The sequence below is a fragment of the Patulibacter ginsengiterrae genome, assembly GCF_056269115.1.
The window spans coordinates 53147-70138 of sequence record NZ_JBWDOG010000016.1; the positions used below are offsets into that span (position 1 = coordinate 53147).

Genomic DNA, 16992 nt, shown 5'->3' on the forward strand with positions numbered 1-16992 from the left:
TCAGTAGGTGGGGTTGTTGGCGGCGGGAGCGACGGCGATCTCCGCACGGTTGAACTCGGCGATGTCGAGCGAGCCGCAGGTGGCCATCGAGCGCTTCAGGGCGCCGATCAGGTTGGTGGTGCCGCGGCCGTCGAGGGCCGGGCCGAGCAGGACCTGCTCGAGGGGACCGACGGTACCGACCTCGATCCGGCTCCCCCGCGGCAGTTCGCGATGGGCGACGGCCGGCGTCCAGTGCCAGCCACGTCCCGGGGCCTCCTCGGCGCGAGCCAGCGGGGCACCGAGCATCACGGCGTCGGCGCCGCAGGCGATCGCCTTGGCGAGATCGCCGCCCGTCCGCATGCCGCCGTCGGCGATCACCTGGACGTACTCGCCGGTCTCCAGCACGTGGGTCGAGCGGGCCCCGGCGACGTCGGCGATCGCCGTCGCCTGCGGCAGGCCGACGCCGAGCACGCGACGGACGGTCGAACCGACGCCCGCGCCGACGCCGACGAGCACGCCGGCCGCGCCGGTCCGCATCAGGTGCAGGCCGGTGTGGTAGCTGGAGCAGCCGCCGACGACCACCGGAACCGGGACCTCGGCGATGAACTGCTTGAGGTTCAGGACCTCGTGGTCGCCGCTCACGTCGCCCGACGGGGTCTCGCGCGCAACGTGCTCGGCACTGACGACGGTCCCGAGGATCACGAGCACGTCGAGGCCCGCCTCGAGCGCCACCTCGTAGTGACGGCGGACGCGCTGCGGCGTCAGCGAACCGGCAACGACGACGCCGGGCTCGGCCTTGATCTCACGGATCCGCTCGCGGATCAGCTCGGCGCGAACCGGCGCGGCGTGCAGCTCGCGCAGACGGACGAGCGCCTCGGCCTCGGGCAGGTCGGCCAGCTTGGCCAACTGCTCCTCGGCGTCCTCGTGGCGGGTCCAGACCCCCTCGAGGTCGAGCACGGCGAGGCCGCCGAGCCGCCCGATCGTCTTCGCCGTCGTCGGCGAGATCGCCGCGTCCATCGGCGACGCCATCAGCGGCAACTCGAACCGGTAGGGCCCGAGCTTCCAGGCGACGTCCACCTCGTCCGGGTTGCGAGTGCGCCGCGAGGGCACGATCGTGATCTCGTCGAAGCCGTAAGCGCGGCGGGCCTTCTTGCCCCGGCCGATCTCGATCTCCATTCGATAAAGGATCGCGCAGCGGCCGGATGGGCGTCGGCCGGTTCGGCCGGGCCGGGCTGGGTCGGGCCGGACTCAGTCTTCGCCGCCGTCGGGATCGATCGTCTCGATCTCGACGTCGTGGACGAGCCGGTCGACCTGACGGGGGTCGACGAGGCCCGCGCCGAGCCGCTGGGTCGCGTCGGCACCGCAGGCGACCGCGTAGCGCAGCGCCTCCTCGTCCGACCGCTGCTCGTAGCGGGCGGCCACGAGCCCCGCCAGGAAGGCGTCGCCGGAACCGATCCGGGCGACCGTCTCCCGCAGCTTGATCCGCGCTCGCAGCAGGTGGGTCGCGGCCGGCCCGGAGGCACCGCCGTCGTGACGGACCCCCGCCACGCAACCGTCCTGCAGGGTCATCACGGCCTCGCGCACGCCGTGGTCGAGCAGCTCCCGGATCGCCAGCGCGCGGTCCTCGTCGCTGGCGAACTCGTGGCCGACGATCTCCTCGGCCTCGAGCTGGTTCGGGGTGATCGCGTCGGGCTCCGCCTTGAGCACGTGGCGCAGCGGCTCACCGTCGGTGTCGGCGTAGACCCGCACGCCGATCCGGTGCAGCTCGCGGACCAGGTCCCCGTAGACCGACTCGGGCACGTTGCGCGGCAGCGAGCCGGCGAGCACCACCACGTCGGCGCCACGAGCCAGGTAGAGCAGCTTGTCCTGGAACAGCTGGAGCTCGCGCTCGTCGACCCGCGGGCCCTTCTCGTTGACCTCGGTCTGGATCCCGCTGGTCGGATCGAAGATCGCGGTGTTCGTCCGCGACTCGTCGGCGATCCGCACGAAGTCGTTGAGGATCGACTCGCGGGTCAGCTGCTCGACGATCCGGGTCCCGGTCGCGCCACCGGCGAACCCGGTGGCGATCACCGGCTGCCCGAGCGTCTTCAGCGTCCGCGCGACGTTGACGCCCTTGCCGCCGGCGAGCGTGGTCTGCTCGACGGCACGGTGACGGTGCCCCAGACGGATGTTCGGCACCACCAGTGACCGGTCGATGGCCGCGTTCAACGTTACGGTGATGATCATCGCGAGCCCCCCACCCTACGCAGTCGCCGGCTGATCACGAGACCGCCTCGTCGGGCGAGCGCCGCGACCGCGGCGACCGCCGCAGGAGCACGGCCAGCGCGATCCCGCAGATCAGCGCGAGGCCGATCAGCCCGCGCACCCACGGCCGTCCGAGGTGGTCGTCGGCGCGCTCCCAGAAGCTGGCCTGGGCGATCTCGCCCGCCGTCACCGCCGGCACCCGCTCGACGACCCGGCCCCGCTGGAGGACCTCGATCGTGCCCAGCCGCGTGCCCTTGGCGACCGGCCCCTCGACGTCGACCGGCAGGTCGATCACCCGCGTCGTCACCCGCTCTCCGCGGCGGGCGACGCGGGTCACCGAGGACGCGGCGACGAGATCGGCCTGCGCGTCCCGGTAGCGCAGCGGCAGCCGCGCCACGACCGCACCGGCCTTGACCGGTCGGACGCGGTGGTAGCGGCCGAGCGCGTACCGCAGCAGCGCCAGGCTGTCGCTGTCGCGGGCGCCCTCCGAGGGATCCCCCAGCACGACCGTGATCACCGAGACGCCGTTGCGGCGCCCGGACCCGACCAGCGCGTAGCCGGCCTTGCTGGTGTGCCCGGTCTTGACCCCGTCGACCCACGGCACGGTCTGGACCAGCGTGTTGCGGTTGACCACCGTGATCGGCGGCGAGGCCGACTCCAGCCGCATCGACTTGCGGTCGACGATCGTCCGGAACGCCGGATAGCGCCGCAGCAGCAGCGTCAGCTTGACCAGATCGGCGGCGCTCGCGTGGTGGCCGGGCTGGTCGAGCCCGATCGGGTTGCGGAAGCGCGCATCGAGGCCGAGCGCCCGCGAACGGTCGTTCATCAGCTCGACGAACCGCGGGACGCTGCCGCCGACGCCCTTCGCGATCGCGACCGCCGCGTCGTTGCCCGACGGCAGCAGCATCGCGCCGAGCAGGTCCCGCAGGGTCATCCGCTCGCCGGCGTGGATGCCGGCCAGCGACTCGGCCGGAGCCGCGTCGTAGCGCGGGACCGTGATCTGCTCGTCGAGGTCCGGCTGCCGTTCGAGCGCGACCAGCGCGGTCATCAGCTTGGTGGTCGAGGCGATCCCCCGCTGATCGGTGCTCCGACGGGAGTAGACGACGTCCCCGGAGGTGACCTCGACGGCGATCGCCGACCCGGCCTCGATCGACGGCGGATCGGCCGCGGCCGATCCCGGACCGCCGGCGAACGCCAGCAGCCCGAAGAGCAGGAACAGGGGGAACCGGCGCGCAGGTCGCGCCCCGCGACTAGCCACGGAGGCGGAGCCGCTGACCAGCCCGGATCGCCTGGGGATCCACCTTCGGGTTCAGCTCGGTGAGCCGCTCGACCGTGATGCCGTAGCGATTGGCGATCTTGCCGAGGCTGTCGCCGGGGCGCACCGTGTACAGACGTCGCTTCGGTTGCTTGCTCGCCTCGGTGACCGTCGTTCGCGCCGCCGTCTCCGAGCCGCTGTCGCGTGACCCGCTGCTGACGACCATGAGGACGGCCACCACGATCACCAACAAGGCGACGGGAGCAACGATTCGAAACGGGCTGCGCGGTGGCATCTCGGGGCAGAATACGGCGTCAGGCGCGGGGCACGGACCGACGGCGGCGCTCAGCGCAGGCCGGCAGCCGCCGCACGGAGCTCTTCGGCAGCCCGTCGGGCGGCCGAAGCCGGATCCGCCGCGCCGGGCGGCGCGGCACCCACGATCGAGCGCGAGGCCGTGACCAGCGCCGCTCCAGGACCGGCTGCGAAAGCCGGTGCGAGGTCCTCGACGCGGCCGCCCTGAGCGCCGACGCCCGGCAGCAGGAAGGGCGTCCGGGGCATCAGCTCGCGGAGCCGCTGGAGTCGCTCGGGCGCCGTCGCACCGACGACCGCTCCGACCGGGTCGAGCGGAGCCGGGCCGGATCCGGCGTCGGCGGTCGCGGCGGTCGCCGCCGCGCCCAGGTCGGCGACCATCCGGGCGACGCGGGCCCAGACGGGCTCGCCGTCCTCGAGCGCGTGCTCCTGGAGGTCGCCCGCGCCCGGATTCGAGGTGCGGACGAGGACGATGACGCCGGCACCGCGGGTGACGGCGACGTCGATGAAGGGTTGGATGCTGTCGCGCCCCATGTACGGCGCGACGGTGACGGCGTCTCCGCCGATGCCGGGGACGTGGCCCCACGGCGTGTCGGTCCCGCCGAGCAGCGCTTGGGCGTAGGAGCCGGCCGAGACGTCGATGTCTCCGCGCTTGGCGTCCAGCAACACCAGCAGGCCGAGGTCCTGGGCGTAGCGGGTGACGGTGGTCAGGGCGGTCAGTCCGTCGGCTCCGAGCCGCTCGAACGAGGCGCTCTGGAGCTTGACTGCCACGCAGGCGTCGGCCACGGCGTCGAGCACGCGGCGACAGTGATCGGTGACCGCGAGTGCGGCCGCCCGGGCCGGCGGCAAGCCGTCGGCCGAGGAGGCAACGCCAGCCCAGAGCCGCGACGGATCGGGATCAAGCCCGACCACGACGGCGCTGTTCCGACGCTGAACCGCGGACGCCAGCCGGAACCCGAATCCGGGAACCGACTGGTCGCCAAGCACCTGCAACGTCAGGCGACCGACTTCTTCAGCGCGGCGCCGGCCGAGAACTTCGGCAGCTTCTTGGCGGCGATGTCGATCTGCTGGCCGGTGGCCGGGTTGATGCCCTTACGCGCGCTGCGCTCCGCAACGGAGAACTTGCCGAAGCCGGAGAAGGTCACGTCGCTGCCGCGCGAGAGCGCGTCGCTGATGGTCTCCAGAACCGCATCAACAGCGGCCTGCGCGTCCTTCTTGCCGAGACCGGCCTTCTCGGCGACATGGTCAACGAATTCTGCCTTGGTCATGTTCCGCTCCTCCTGTGGGGGGCACCTAATCGGAATGCGACGCTATCGCGTCTGCTCGCCCCCCGCAGGCTGCGGGATGGCGGCCCCTCCCGAGCCGCAAGACAAGGGAAGGACGGCGAAAGTGTGCCTTCCCAACAGGACGGAACGCGGTGCGACCCCCTGGCGACCCTCCCGCCGACCGCCCCGCGAGAGCACCCGATCGGCGTCGGACCGCCCCGCCACGGACCCCGCGAACTGGTTGGATAGACGGCGATGACGCTCGAGCGAATCTCGTGGGCCGTGGTCGTCCTCGCCTGTGCGGTGACGGCCCTCCTGCTCGCCGTGGGCGGCTACGTCGGCTACGGCGGGGTCGCCACCGCGGTCGGCCTCTCCGCGGCGATAAACCTGCGCTGAGCAGGGAGAACCCGGCGCCGGCTAGCGGTACATCCGGCTTCCCAGCCACTCCTTGAAGGCCCGTGCCGCCTGGCCACGGTGCGAGATCTCGGCCTTCTCGTCCCGGCTCAGCTCGGCCATCGTCCGGCCGCCGGCGAGCTCGTCGTCGGGCAGGAAGATCGGGTCGTACCCGAAGCCGCCGAGCCCGCGTGGGGCGTCGGCCATCCGGCCTTCGCAACGTCCTTCCACGACGTGCTCGATTCCGCCGTCCGGATCGACGTAGGCGAGCGCGCAGACGTAGGCCAGGGCACTTCCCGGCGGGACCCGTTCGATCAGCAACGCGAGGTTCTCCTCGTCGGTCGCGTCCTCCCCGGCGAACCGCGCCGAGCGGATTCCGGGGGCGCCATCGAGTGCTTCGGCGACGATGCCGGAGTCGTCCGCGAACGCCCTCCGCCCCGTCCCGGCGGCCGCGGCCCGTGCCTTGTCGAGCGCGTTGGCGGCGAACGTCGTCCCGGTCTCGGGCGGGAGGTCGACGTTGTCGGGAAGCGGGGTGACGGTGCACGGCGCCAGCAACGTCGCGAACTCCTCCGCCTTGTGTGCGTTGCGCGTGGCGAGGATCAGTTTCAGCACGAGGCCATCCTACGAGTCGGACGGCCGCCGACCCGCCCTCGGGGCGGACGCGACGGCCGTCCCGGATCGACGCTCAGGAGCGGCGCCGACCGGGGAGGGCCGTTCCTCACTTCGGGGCCTTCCCCGCGCTCCCGATCGCGGCCTTGACCTTCTCGACGACCGCCTGGGCGATCCCGCCGCCCTTCAGGCCACCGGCGGCGACCACCACCCCGGCCATCACCGCCGCGATCAGCATCGCCAGGGCGACGTACTCGACCGTCCCCTGGCCCCGCTCGTCGCGGAGCCGGAGCAGGCGGTGGTGGACGGTGGCGGCGAGCGCCATCGGCGCCCACGGCGTCGGCGGGTGGGTCGGGAGATGGATCGGGACGTGGATCGGGCGGGACATGGGATTCCTCCGGTCGGAGTTGGCTTGCCGCTCCATGGTCCACCGGAAGCCTGTGCCGACTCCAGGGGTCAACCGTGCACAATCAGCACCAAATGCGTGTCCTCGTCGTGTCGAACATGGCGCCCGACGCCCAGCACCCGGAACGCGGCGGCTTCGTGCGCGACCAGGTGGCGGCGCTGCGGCGGATCCCCGGGATCGAGGTCGAGCTCGACGAGTTCGCGCCCGGCGGCTACCGCAGCGCCGCCCGTGGCCTCCGCCAGCGACACCGCGGCGTCCGCTACGACGTCGTCCACTCGCACTTCGGGCTGACCGCCGTCCCCGCGCTCGTCGTCCGCGCCCGCCGTCGCGCGGTCACCCTGCACGGCCGCGATCTGCGTCACCCGCAGACACGGCTCGTCACGCTCGCGGTGCTCCCGACCCAGCGACTGATCGGCCTCGCGTCGGGCGATCTCGCCTCGCTGCTGCCGCGCCCGTTCCACCGACGGATGCAGTCGCTGCCCGTCGGCCTCGCGCTCGACCGGTTCGGCCCGACCGCCCGCGAGGACGCCCGTCGCGAGCTCGGCCTCGACCCCGCCGAGCGGTTCCTGCTCTTCCCCTACGGACCGGACCGCCGGGTCAAGCGGGTCGACCGGGCGCGCGAGCTGGCGGCCGCCGTCGGGGTCCCACTGCGCACCCTCGGCGGGCAGCCTCCCGAGCGGATGCGTGCCTGGCTCAACGCCGCCACGGCGGTGGTGATCCCCAGCGAACACGAGGGCTTCGGACTCGCTGCCGTCGAAGCGCTCGCCTGTGACGTGCCCGTCCTCGCCACCCCCACCGGTGCCCACCCCGAGACCGTGGGCGCGACCCCCGGCTGCCTCTGCGCCGCCTGGGACGTCGACCGCTGGGCCGCTGCCCTCTGCCCCCACCTGGCGAGCGACGATCCCCGGGTCCCGGGCCGCGCGATCGCCGAGCGCCACGGGACCGACGTCTACGCCCGGCGGCTGGCGGAGGCCTGGCGAACGATGCTCCCGTCGCCGCTAGACTCCGGCCGCGGGCCGACGGTCTGAACACGTCGCCGCCCGTCACCCTATGAGCAGCCTCTTTCACCGCATCCGCCAGCGACGCGGAGAGGACGACGCGATCGACACCCCTGCGTCCTCCCCGGAGCCGGACCCGACGGCACCGCCGACGATGGTGGCCCCCGCCCCGGACGCCACCTCCACGGCCCCCGAGCCCGCGGACCCCGCCGCCGTCGGGACCCCGTCCGAGGCCGCCGACGCCCCGTCCGCCGCAACCCCGCCGGCGCCCGCGACAGACACGTCCGCCCCCGCGAGCGGCGAGGCGGCTGCCCCCGCGGCCGCCGACGCCCCGACCCGCGTGCACGGCCTGCCCCCGTCGCTCGACCCCGAGGCCGCCCTCGCTGCCGAGCTGTCCGACGACGTGCGCACCGGGCCGCTCCCGGCCGCTCCCGCTCCCACTCCGGCTCCCCCGCCCGCGTCCGCCGAGGCCGCCAGCGGGTCGCCGACGCCGCCGCCCGGAGCACCCGGGGCCGCGACGGACGCCAGCGCCGCGCCGCAGGTTCCCGCGGCCACCGTCACCCCCGAGGCCGACGGCGGCGCGCCCGAGACCCCCGCCCGCCCGCCGAAGGTCGGCGTCCGCAACCGCGGACGGATGCGACGCCGGCTGCGCTACCTCCGTCGGGTCCGCGAGCTCGGCTACCGCGACCTCGGCGGCCTCGTCTTCGAGCTGCGGCGGGCCAACGCCCAGAACGAGATCCTGGTCGGCGCGAAGGTCGACGCGCTCCTGCGGATCGACGCCGAGCTGCACGCGCTCGAGCACGCCGTCCGCGACTACCAGCCGATCGAGGAGCTGCACGAGCCGGGCGTGTCCGTCTGCATCCGTTGCGGGGCCCTGCACGGCAGCGAGGCGCACTTCTGCCCCCAGTGCGGCCTCCGGATCGGCCACCCCGGATCGGCGCTCAGCGCCGCCGATCCGGCCGCCGTCAACGCCAACAGCGGCCCGCCCGCGATCCCGGGCATCACGGGAACTCCGGCCGGGCCCGCAACCGGAACCCACCCGACCCCGGGCCCGGTGACCGGCAGCCATGCCGCGCCCGGTCCCGCCACCGGCAGCCACCCCACCCCGGGGCCCGCGACCGGCAGCCACACCCGCCCCGGCTTCGGCGGTGCTCCCGCGTCGGTATTCGGCCGTCCTGCCGCGCCCGGGTCCGGGCCGGCCACCCCGACGCCGCCCGGCCCGGCCACGCCGACGCCGCCGGAGGGCGCCAAGCCGGCGCCCCAGACCCGTCCCACGCCCCCCGGTAGCGAGGCGACCCCGACCGAGCCCGCCCGGTCGCCCTGGTCCTCGATCCCCGACCGCCCGTACCCCGGTCCGACCGGCCCGGCCGCCCCTGGCCCGACCGACGGCACCGCGGACGAGCCGTCCTCCGGTCGATGACCCGAACCCCGCCGACCCCGATCGTCTGCCCTCGCTGCGGCGGGACCGTCGGTCCCGAACAGGCCTGGTGCCTGACCTGTGGCGCCCCGGCCCGGACCCGGATGCGGCCGACCCCGAACTGGAAGATCCCGCTCGCCGCGATCGCCGCGATCGTCCTGATCGTGGCCGGCGGCACCGTCGGCGCGTTCGTGGCCTTGACCACCGACCGCGAGGCCCCGACCGCGACGCCCACCACCGAGCCGGCGATCACCGCCCCCGCCGCGACGCCGCCGGCCACGCAGGCCCCGACGGCAACCCCGACCATCCCCCCGGCCGTCGGCACCACCCCGACCCCGGGGACCGCCGGGACCAGCCCCGACGGCACGACGTCCGCCCCCGACGGCACGACCACGCCCGGCACCATGACGACCCCGCCGCCCGCCGCGGAGGCGACCCCGACGACGACCGGCACCACGACGAAGAGCGGCCCGGCGACCTAGCGTCGCCCGGCGACCTCAGCCGGCCGCGACCGCCGGCCAGCGGTCGGCGAGGAATGCCTGCGCCTGCGCGACCACCGGGGTCACCGGGAGCGAATCGCCGGCCGGCTCGGGCGGCCGCGACCAGACCTCGAGCGTCGCCGCGACCGTCCGGGCGAGCGCGTCGACCGCGTAGCCACCCTCCAGCACCAACCCGACCGGGACCTCGAGCTCGGTCCCGAGCCGGTGGATCGCCGCCGCAACCGCCGCGAACCCGGCGTCGCTGACCTCGCAGCCCGCCAGCGGGTCCTCGGCGTGCGCGTCGTAGCCGGCCGAGACCAGGATCAGCTGGGGCCGGTAGGACCGCGCGATCGGCAGCAGCAGCCGCTCCGTCATCCCGATCCAGGTCGCGTCGCCGCTGCCCTCCGGAACCGGCAGGTTGACGGTGAAGCCGCGGCCGGCGCCGTGGCCCTGCTCGTCCGAGCGGCCCGTCCCGGGGTAGAGCGGGAACTCGTGGATCGAGCAGAAGAGGACCTCGTCGGTCCCCGCGAAGATCTCGGCCGTGCCGTTGCCGTGGTGCACGTCCCAGTCGTAGATCAGCACCCGCTCGAGGCCGTACGCGTCGCGGGCGTGGCGGGCCGCGACCGCGACGTTGTTGAAGAGGCAGAAGCCCATCGGCTGGGCGGTCTCGCAGTGGTGGCCGGGCGGCCGGTGCAGCGAGGCCGCGCGATCGATCCCGTCGGCGTCGGGCCCGAGCAAGGCGTCGACCACCGCCACCGCCCCGCCGGCCGCGTGCAGGGCCGCCTCCCACGAGCCGGCCGAGACGATCGTGTCGGCATCGATCGACCCGCCCCCGATCGCGGCGAGCGCGCGGATCCGCTCGACGTGGGTCGCTGGATGGATCGCCTCCAGCTGCTCGATCGTCGCCGCGGGCGACTCCCGCGGCCGGAAGCCGCACCAGTCCCGGGCCTCCAGCTCGCGTTCCACGGCGACGATCCGCGCCGCACGCTCCGGGTGCGAACCGGTGTCGTGCCGCAACGAGGATCCATGACGAAAGAGCACTGGGGCCACGGCGGATACGGTACCCGGCATGCCCGCCTCCGCTGACGCGACCACCGACGTCCTCGTCGTCGGGGCCGGAGCCGCCGGTCTCTACGCTGCGCTACGGGCCGCCCGCGACGGTGCCCGGGTGACCGTCGTCAGCGCGACCCCCCTGGCCGAGACCGCTTCCTACTGGGCCCAGGGCGGCGTCGCCGCCGCACTCGCGGTCGACGACGACCCCGCCGCCCACCTCCTCGACACCGAGCGGGCCGGCCGCGGACTCGTGCGCCGCTCGGCGGCCGAGGTGCTCTGCCGGGAGGCCCCCGATGCCGTGCGCGACCTCGAGGCGCTCGGCGTCCGCTTCGACGCCGACCGCCACGGCCGCCTGGTGCTCGGATTGGAGGGCGGCCACACCCACCGCCGCGTCGTCCACGCCGGGGGCAGCGCGACCGGCCGGCGACTCGTCCGTCAGCTCTCGGCCCAGCTCGTCGGCCATCCCAACGTGACGGTGCTCGAACGGACCCGGGCGGCAGTCGTCTGGACCAGCGAGGGCCGCTGCGTCGGCGTCGTGACCGAGGACGGGGCCGGCGGTCGCCCGGTCCTCGCCCGCGCCACGATCCTCGCCTGCGGGGGCTCGGCCGCGCTCTGGCGCCGGACGACCAACCCGCCCGGCTCGGTCGGGATCGGTGCCCAGCTCGCCTACGCCGCCGGCGCCGAGCTGGCCGATCTCGAGTTCGTCCAGTTCCATCCGACCGCGGTCACCGGGATCCCGGGCCGCGAGGGCTTCCTGGTGACCGAGGCGATCCGTGGCGAGGGCGCCCTGCTCCTGAACGGCAACGGCGAGCGGTTCGTCCAGGAGCTGGCCCCGCGCGACGAGGTCGCCTACGCGGTCTGGCGGACGATGCAGGACGAAGGCAGCGACCACGTCCTGCTCGACATGCGCGAGGTCGATCCCGGCGCGTTCCCCAACGTCGTCGGCACGCTGCGGGAGTCCGGGCTCGATCCGGCCACCACTCCGATCCCCGTCGCCCCCGCCTGCCATTACACGATGGGCGGCGTCGCCTGCGACCTGAACGGGGCGACCCGCGTCCCGGGCCTGTTCGTGATCGGCGAGACCGCCTGCACCGGCCTCCACGGGGCGAACCGGCTGGCGTCGAACTCGCTCGCCGAGTGCATCGTCTTCGGCGGCCGCGCCGCGCGCGCCGCGCTCGACGCCCCCCCGCTCCCGGCGTCGCCCGACCCGGCCCCCGCGAGCCCGACCGTGCTCACCCCGACCCGGGAGACCCGCACGGCGCTCTGGCAGCACGCCGGGATCGAGCGCGACGCGGAGTCGCTCGCCCTGCTCCTCGACGACCCGCATCCGCTCGCGCGCGCGATCGGGGCCGCCGCGCTGGCCCGCGAGGAGTCCCGCGGGGCGCACCGCCGGAGCGACCATCCCGACCTCGATCCGGGGCTCGACGAGATCCACACGATCGTCGAGCCAGTGGTCGGCGGAGAGGCCCCCCGGACCCGCCGCGAACGCTGGGGCACCGGCGCTTCGGCGCGGGCCTGAGCCCGGCCCCGGGAGCGCCGCGCGGTCCGCGCCGGGCACCGCCGCAGGGGGCCCTTAACCGAAACCCAACATTCGAGGGGTTCTAAGAGATAGACGGCTATTCCCTCCGTCGAACTTGACTATGTACCACCTCTCCAGGACCCTCTACCGCGACGTCACCCGGAACCTCCCGGACGGCGGCAACCACGCAAGCCAGGAGCGTGTGCTCCGTGCGTGTGAGTCGACGATCGAGCGGTTGGTGACGGACCCCCACTACTTCGCCCATCCGGCAAGAAGCCTCTTCCACGAGATCCGCTTCCTGTTCCCGATGGCGGCCCAGGCCCGCGTCTGGCAGATCGTCGACCGGCACGTGACCACGGTCGCCGACGAGCTCCGCCGCCGGCCCGACCTCGGCCACGACCTGACTGGCACCAAGCCGACCTGTCAGGCGACGACCCGCCGCGGCCAGCCCTGTCAGCGGGACCCGCTCGCGGCCTCCCGCTACTGCCCGTCGCACCAGCACCTGACCGCGACCGAGGAGCTCTTCGACGAGTTCCACGAGATCGAGCACCAGCACGAGGAGATCGCCGCCCTCGCCGCGTAGCCGGTTGCGCCATTGAGGGGCCGTCCGCCGGTCGCACCGCGAGCGTCGCTACGCTCGCGGACGATGCTCCTGGGAGTCGACGTCGGCGGCACCTTCACCGATGCGACGCTGGTCGACGGCGATCGTGTCCACACCGCCAAGACGCCGACCACCCCCGACGACCAGTCGCGGGGCGTGCTCGCCGCGATCGACGCCGTGCTCGCCGAGGCTGGAGCCACGGCTGCCGACGTGAGCGGCTTCCGCCACGGCATGACCGTGGCCACCAACGCGTTGCTCGAGGGCCGGCTGGCCCGGACCGTGCTCTGCGCGACCGCGGGCTTCGTCGACCTGATCGAGCTCGGGCGCCAGGACCGCCCGCACCTCTACGACCTCAGCCGCCGCCGGCCCGCTCCGTTGACGCCCCCGGAACGCCGGGTCGCCGTCGCCGAGCGCTGTGGCCCCGACGGCGTCGAGCGGCCGCTGACCGCGGCCGAGACCGACCGCGTCGCGACCGCGGTCGCTGCCCTCGAGCCGGAGGCGGTCGCGGTCGTCCTGCTCCACGCGGACCGCTATCCGGCCCACGAGCAGCAGCTCGGCGCCGCCCTCCGCGAGCGCCTCGGGCCCGACGTCCAGATCTCGCTCTCGCACGTCGCCGTCGGCACCTTCCGCGAGTACGAACGGGCGGCCACCACCGAGGTCGACGCCGCCGTCTCGCCGCTGGTCGGCCGCTACCTCCGGCGGCTCGCCGAGCGCTGCACCGAGGCTGGCCTCCCCCGTCCCCAGGTCCTGCAGTCATCCGGCGGCGTCTGCGAGCTCGAGGTCGCCGCCAGCCGCGGGGCGACCACCGTCCTCTCCGGCCCCGCCGGTGGTGCCGCGGCCGCCACCATCGTCGCCCGCACCGCCGACGAGCCCGACCTGCTCTGCTTCGACATGGGCGGCACCTCCTGCGACGTGCTGGTCGTCAGCGGCGGGCGCGTGCGCGAGGTCGGCGGCGGCGAGGTCGGCGGGCGTCCGATCGCCCTGCCGACGATCGACATCCACACCGTCGGCGCCGGTGGCGGATCGATCGCCTGGGCCGACGCCGGCGGCGCCCTCCGGGTCGGCCCCCGCTCGGCCGGCGCCGTCCCCGGCCCTGCGGCCTACGGGCAGGGCGGCGAGGAGCCGACCGTGACCGACGCCCACGTGGTGCTCGGGACGCTCGATCCCGCGGTGCCGCTCGCCGGCGGCGTCCGGCTCGACGTCGATGCCGCGCGGGCTGCGGTCGCCAGGCTGGCCGCGAAGCTCGACCTCGACCCGCTCGCCTGCGCCCGCGGGATCCTGCGGGTCGCCGACGCCGAGATGGGCCGCGCGCTGCGGGTGATGACCGTCGAGCGGGGCGTCGATCCGCGCGACTTCGCGCTGCTGGCCTACGGTGGCGCGGGCGGCCTCCACGCGGCCGGCCTCGCCGCCCGGCTCGGGATCCGCCGGGTGCTCGTCCCCCAGGCCGGCGGCGTGCTCTCCGCGCTCGGGCTGGCGGCCGCGGAGCGACGCACCGATCGCGCGCGGACGGTGCTCCTGCGCGGTCCCGCGATCACCGCCGAGGCGCTGCGACCCGACCCCGGGGCGGCCACGCCCACGTCCTCCCAGGACGTTCGCCAGACGCCGACCCTGCACGACCCGCGGGTCGCGATGGCCTACGACGTCCGCTACACCGGCCAGGCGTTCGAGCTGACCGTCCGCGACTGCCCGCCCGACCCCGAGGCCCTCCGGCGGGCCTTCGACGCGGCTCACGAGCAGCGCTACGGGTTCTCCGACCCCGACGCCGAGCTCGAGCTGGTGACCGTCCGCCAGGCCGTCGTCGAGCCCGGACCGGCGGTCGCGCTCGGGCACGACGGCCACGGCTCGGACCGGGTTCCGGGCCCGGCCGTGCTCCGGCTGCGCGGGGCGACGGTCGTCGTGCCCGCCGGCTGGACCGCCCGCACCGACTCCCACGGCACGCTCCGGCTCGACGCCGACGACCCGCATCCGCGGCCGGCGCCGTGGGACGAGGAGCAGCGATGACCCGCCCCGACCACGGCATGCTCGACGCGATCGACCTCCAGGTGCTGGTCGGCGCTCTCCGCGCCGCCTGCGACGAGATGGGCGCGGTCCTGATCCGCAGCGCCCACTCCGTCAACATCACCGAGCGCCGCGACTGCTCGACCGCGCTCTTCGACGCCCAGGGACGGATGATCGCCCAGGCCGAGCACATCCCGGTCCACCTCGGCGCGATGCCGGCCTCGGTCGCCGCCGTCCGCGACGAGCACCACCGGCCCGGCGTCTCCTGGATCCTCAACGACCCGTTCGCCGGCGGCTCGCACCTGCCGGACATCACCGTCGTGACCCCCGTCTTCGCCCCTCCCGGCGACGCTCCCGGCGAGGTCCAGGGGCACGAGCCCGTTCAGGCGCCCGAGGGCGTGCGCTCCGGGACCGAGCCCCACGTTCCGGCCCCGCCGCCACACCTGATCGGCTTCGCCGCCGCCCGCGCCCATCACGCCGACGTCGGGGGCAGCACCCCCGGCTCGATGCCCGCGGATTCGACCTCGCTCGACCAGGAGGGCGTGGTGATCGCTCCGGTCCCGCTCACAGCCGCGCTGATCGACGAGCTCGCCGGGCAGATGCGGCATCCGGCCCAGCGGCGCGCCGACCTCCGCGCCCAGCAGGCCGCGTGCGTCGCCGGAGCAGCCCGCCTGACCGCCCTCGCAAGCGCGCGCGGACCTGAGCGGCTCGCGGCCCAGATCGACGACGTGCTCGCCTACGGGGAGCGACGGATGGCCGCCGCGATCCGTTCGCTGCCGGTCGGCGTCCACCGCCGTAGCGACGTGCTCGAGGCCCGTGACGCACCGATCGAGCTGCAGGTCGCGGTCACCGTCGAGGAGGACCGGGTCACGATCGACCTTCGCGACGCCCCCGACCAGGGCCACCACAACCTCAACTGCCCGCGGGCCGTGACCGAGTCGGCGTGCCTGTTCGCGATCCGGGCCGCGGTCGGCGACGCCGAGCTGCCGACCGACGACGGCACCCGTCGCCGAATCCGGGTGCTCACCCGGGCCGGCTCGCTGCTCGACGCGCGCCCGTGGCCCGACGGCTCGCGTCCGGCGGTCGTCGCCGGCAACGTCGAGACCAGCTCGCGGGTGGCCGACCTCGTGCTCGGCGCGCTCGGACGGGCGCTCGGGCAGGGCACGATGAACAACGTGACCCTCGGCGACAACACCCGCACGATGTACGAGACGATCGCCGGCGGTCAGGGCGCACTCGCCACCTGCGACGGTCCGACCGCTGTTCACGTCGCGATGTCCAACACCCGCAACACGCCGATCGAGGCGCTCGAGGTGAGCTTCCCGGTGCGGGTGGACCGTTACGAGGTTCGCCGCGGAAGTGGTGGTGCGGGTCACCACCGCGGCGGCGACGGCGTGGTTCGCGAGCTGCGGGTGCTCGCGCCGCTCGAGTTCCAGCTGCTGACCGAGCGGCGGAGCACTGCGCCTCCCGGTGCCGCGGGCGGCGAAGACGGTGATCCCGGGCGCAACCTGCTCGACGGTCGACCGCTTCCGGCCAAGGCCGGTGGCCTGCTCGTTCCGGGTCAGCGCCTGCGGATCGACACCCCTGGCGGCGGGGGATACGGCCGCCCTGACAACCGGTCGTTCGACTCCGAACCGCCGCGCTGACGGTCCCGGGCTCCGTGCTTTGGCGCACGGATTGACGGCAACCCCTTGGATTTTGCACCGTTGTCTGCAACGATGCTTTCTCCGTCCTGTTGCGATCTCCCGCTTGTGTGCGGCTGCGCGCAGGGTCGTTCATCATCAACTGTTGGTTCCGCCATGCCGATTGCATTCAAGGAATGGGCGGTCACGGTTCGTGCCCTCGCCGAGGGTGAGCAGCTGCTCACGCTACGCAAGGGTGGGCTTCGCGAAGAGCACAAGCACTTCCGGCTCGAGCACGACCGTTTCTTCCTGTATCCCACCTTCGATCACCAGCGCAACGATGTTGTGAGGGAGTCCCACCTCCCCGAGCTTCGTCGTGCCCTCGAGGAAGGCGTCTGGCCGGACGGCGATCCGCCGCCGACCGCGCTGACCGACGACGGCGGCATCCCCCAGCCGGAGCGCGTTCGCATCCGGGCCTGGGCCGAGGCCGTTGCGCACTACACGGTCACCGACGCCCGCGTCGTCGAGGCGCTGTCCCCGTACTACGTGTGGACGCCCGACTACGCCGAGAAGCGGCTGAACTGGAAGCACCGCCACCCGCTGCACGTCGTGCTGCTGCGCGCCTACCGGATCCCGCGTCCGGTGACGGTCCGCGTCCGCGACGACTTCGGCGCGAGCCGGTCGTGGTTGGAGATCCAGCGCGACCTGCCGTTCGAGGGCACCCCCGTGCTCTCCGACGACGAGTTCACCCGGGCCACCGACCAGATCGAGTCGATCCTGGACGGCACCGCGGACCGCTCGTCGGTCCCCGCCCTGGCCTAGAGCACCCGTGTCGGGCGGCGCTG

Annotated in this window: 18 protein-coding genes; 9 read left to right on the forward strand and 9 right to left on the reverse strand. The window is 74.4% G+C overall.

Annotated features, from left to right (window positions below):
- The 6 genes from ACVUH9_RS17885 to ACVUH9_RS17910 all read right to left on the reverse strand — a co-directional run bounded on the left by ACVUH9_RS17885 (window position 1) and on the right by ACVUH9_RS17910 (window position 5091).
- Window positions 1-1155, reverse strand: coding sequence for a GuaB3 family IMP dehydrogenase-related protein (locus tag ACVUH9_RS17885; RefSeq protein WP_475759343.1), 1155 nt, complete (start codon window positions 1153-1155; stop codon window positions 1-3).
- A gap of 72 nt (window positions 1156-1227) precedes the next feature.
- Window positions 1228-2205, reverse strand: coding sequence for a 1-phosphofructokinase family hexose kinase (locus ACVUH9_RS17890; protein WP_475759345.1), 978 nt, complete (start codon window positions 2203-2205; stop codon window positions 1228-1230).
- A 34-nt stretch (window positions 2206-2239) separates the two neighbouring features.
- Window positions 2240-3481: a D-alanyl-D-alanine carboxypeptidase family protein gene (locus tag ACVUH9_RS17895; RefSeq protein WP_475759347.1), complete on the reverse strand. Its 1242-nt coding sequence runs from the start codon at window positions 3479-3481 to the stop codon at window positions 2240-2242.
- Window positions 3474-3773 carry a LysM peptidoglycan-binding domain-containing protein gene (locus ACVUH9_RS17900; protein ID WP_475759349.1) on the reverse strand — a complete coding sequence of 100 codons (300 nt, stop codon included), beginning with the start codon at window positions 3771-3773 and terminating at the stop codon, window positions 3474-3476. Before ACVUH9_RS17900 ends, ACVUH9_RS17895 begins: the two co-directional genes overlap by 8 nt.
- 50 nt (window positions 3774-3823) lie before the next feature.
- Window positions 3824-4774 carry an orotidine-5'-phosphate decarboxylase gene (gene pyrF, locus ACVUH9_RS17905; protein ID WP_475759351.1) on the reverse strand — a complete coding sequence of 317 codons (951 nt, stop codon included), beginning with the start codon at window positions 4772-4774 and terminating at the stop codon, window positions 3824-3826.
- Between the two features lie 8 nt (window positions 4775-4782).
- Window positions 4783-5091, reverse strand: a complete 309-nt coding sequence (locus tag ACVUH9_RS17910) for an HU family DNA-binding protein (RefSeq protein WP_475759438.1) — start codon at window positions 5089-5091, stop codon at window positions 4783-4785.
- 216 nt (window positions 5092-5307) lie between these two features.
- On the opposite strand from ACVUH9_RS17910, the gene ACVUH9_RS17915 reads away from it, so the two are divergent.
- Window positions 5308-5448: a hypothetical protein gene (locus tag ACVUH9_RS17915; protein ID WP_475759353.1), complete on the forward strand. Its 141-nt coding sequence runs from the start codon at window positions 5308-5310 to the stop codon at window positions 5446-5448.
- 21 nt (window positions 5449-5469) lie between these two features.
- Here the strand turns inward: ACVUH9_RS17915 and rdgB are convergent, their stop codons facing one another.
- Window positions 5470-6057, reverse strand: a complete 588-nt coding sequence (gene rdgB / locus ACVUH9_RS17920; protein WP_475759355.1) for an RdgB/HAM1 family non-canonical purine NTP pyrophosphatase — start codon at window positions 6055-6057, stop codon at window positions 5470-5472.
- Window positions 6058-6163: 106 nt separating this feature from the next.
- A complete protein-coding gene (locus tag ACVUH9_RS17925; RefSeq protein WP_475759357.1) occupies window positions 6164-6442 on the reverse strand; it encodes a hypothetical protein in 279 nt (92 codons plus the stop codon).
- Window positions 6443-6534: 92 nt separating this feature from the next.
- On the opposite strand from ACVUH9_RS17925, the gene ACVUH9_RS17930 reads away from it, so the two are divergent.
- From ACVUH9_RS17930 to ACVUH9_RS17940, 3 genes are read left to right on the forward strand one after another with little or no spacing between them, the layout of a single operon-like run.
- Complete coding sequence (locus ACVUH9_RS17930; protein ID WP_475759359.1) at window positions 6535-7488, forward strand: glycosyltransferase; 954 nt, start codon at window positions 6535-6537, stop codon at window positions 7486-7488.
- A 22-nt stretch (window positions 7489-7510) separates the two neighbouring features.
- The gene (locus tag ACVUH9_RS17935; protein ID WP_475759361.1) at window positions 7511-8878 is read left to right on the forward strand and encodes a hypothetical protein; all 1368 of its coding nucleotides are present in this window, start codon (window positions 7511-7513) and stop codon (window positions 8876-8878) included.
- Window positions 8875-9357, forward strand: coding sequence for a hypothetical protein (locus ACVUH9_RS17940; RefSeq protein WP_475759363.1), 483 nt, complete (start codon window positions 8875-8877; stop codon window positions 9355-9357). The genes ACVUH9_RS17935 and ACVUH9_RS17940 overlap by 4 nt, the downstream gene beginning before the upstream one ends.
- A 15-nt stretch (window positions 9358-9372) precedes the next feature.
- Here the strand turns inward: ACVUH9_RS17940 and ACVUH9_RS17945 are convergent, their stop codons facing one another.
- Entirely contained in the window at window positions 9373-10425 is a 1053-nt protein-coding gene (locus ACVUH9_RS17945; RefSeq protein WP_475759365.1) for a histone deacetylase family protein, read from the reverse strand.
- On the opposite strand from ACVUH9_RS17945, the gene ACVUH9_RS17950 reads away from it, so the two are divergent.
- The 5 genes from ACVUH9_RS17950 (at window position 10424) to ACVUH9_RS17970 (ending at window position 16969) form a co-directional block, all read left to right on the forward strand.
- Window positions 10424-11926: an L-aspartate oxidase gene (locus ACVUH9_RS17950; RefSeq protein ID WP_475759367.1), complete on the forward strand. Its 1503-nt coding sequence runs from the start codon at window positions 10424-10426 to the stop codon at window positions 11924-11926. The two genes, ACVUH9_RS17945 and ACVUH9_RS17950, sit on opposite strands and share 2 nt — an antisense overlap.
- A gap of 121 nt (window positions 11927-12047) precedes the next feature.
- Window positions 12048-12509 carry a hypothetical protein gene (locus tag ACVUH9_RS17955; protein ID WP_475759369.1) on the forward strand — a complete coding sequence of 154 codons (462 nt, stop codon included), beginning with the start codon at window positions 12048-12050 and terminating at the stop codon, window positions 12507-12509.
- A gap of 63 nt (window positions 12510-12572) precedes the next feature.
- Window positions 12573-14528, forward strand: coding sequence for a hydantoinase/oxoprolinase family protein (locus tag ACVUH9_RS17960; RefSeq protein ID WP_475759371.1), 1956 nt, complete (start codon window positions 12573-12575; stop codon window positions 14526-14528).
- Window positions 14525-16171, forward strand: coding sequence for a hydantoinase B/oxoprolinase family protein (locus ACVUH9_RS17965; protein ID WP_475759373.1), 1647 nt, complete (start codon window positions 14525-14527; stop codon window positions 16169-16171). Before ACVUH9_RS17960 ends, ACVUH9_RS17965 begins: the two co-directional genes overlap by 4 nt.
- A 153-nt stretch (window positions 16172-16324) precedes the next feature.
- Window positions 16325-16969, forward strand: coding sequence for a DUF1802 family protein (locus ACVUH9_RS17970; protein WP_475759375.1), 645 nt, complete (start codon window positions 16325-16327; stop codon window positions 16967-16969).
- The last annotated feature ends 23 nt before the right edge of the window (window positions 16970-16992 follow it).

Bases quoted from the DNA above. Each gene is read 5' to 3' on its own strand.
- ACVUH9_RS17925 (WP_475759357.1), bottom strand. From the start codon at position 6,442: ATGTCCCGCCCGATCCACGTCCCGATCCATCTCCCGACCCACCCGCCG.
- ACVUH9_RS17935 (WP_475759361.1), top strand. From the start codon at position 7,511: ATGAGCAGCCTCTTTCACCGCATCCGCCAGCGACGCGGAGAGGACGAC.
- ACVUH9_RS17965 (WP_475759373.1), top strand. From the start codon at position 14,525: ATGACCCGCCCCGACCACGGCATGCTCGACGCGATCGACCTCCAGGTG.
- ACVUH9_RS17900 (WP_475759349.1), bottom strand. From the start codon at position 3,773: ATGCCACCGCGCAGCCCGTTTCGAATCGTTGCTCCCGTCGCCTTGTTG.
- ACVUH9_RS17885 (WP_475759343.1), bottom strand. From the start codon at position 1,155: ATGGAGATCGAGATCGGCCGGGGCAAGAAGGCCCGCCGCGCTTACGGC.
- ACVUH9_RS17960 (WP_475759371.1), top strand. From the start codon at position 12,573: ATGCTCCTGGGAGTCGACGTCGGCGGCACCTTCACCGATGCGACGCTG.
- ACVUH9_RS17930 (WP_475759359.1), top strand. From the start codon at position 6,535: ATGCGTGTCCTCGTCGTGTCGAACATGGCGCCCGACGCCCAGCACCCG.
- ACVUH9_RS17890 (WP_475759345.1), bottom strand. From the start codon at position 2,205: ATGATCATCACCGTAACGTTGAACGCGGCCATCGACCGGTCACTGGTG.
- ACVUH9_RS17940 (WP_475759363.1), top strand. From the start codon at position 8,875: ATGACCCGAACCCCGCCGACCCCGATCGTCTGCCCTCGCTGCGGCGGG.
- ACVUH9_RS17950 (WP_475759367.1), top strand. From the start codon at position 10,424: ATGCCCGCCTCCGCTGACGCGACCACCGACGTCCTCGTCGTCGGGGCC.
- ACVUH9_RS17955 (WP_475759369.1), top strand. From the start codon at position 12,048: ATGTACCACCTCTCCAGGACCCTCTACCGCGACGTCACCCGGAACCTC.
- ACVUH9_RS17970 (WP_475759375.1), top strand. From the start codon at position 16,325: ATGCCGATTGCATTCAAGGAATGGGCGGTCACGGTTCGTGCCCTCGCC.
- ACVUH9_RS17945 (WP_475759365.1), bottom strand. From the start codon at position 10,425: ATGCCGGGTACCGTATCCGCCGTGGCCCCAGTGCTCTTTCGTCATGGA.
- ACVUH9_RS17915 (WP_475759353.1), top strand. From the start codon at position 5,308: ATGACGCTCGAGCGAATCTCGTGGGCCGTGGTCGTCCTCGCCTGTGCG.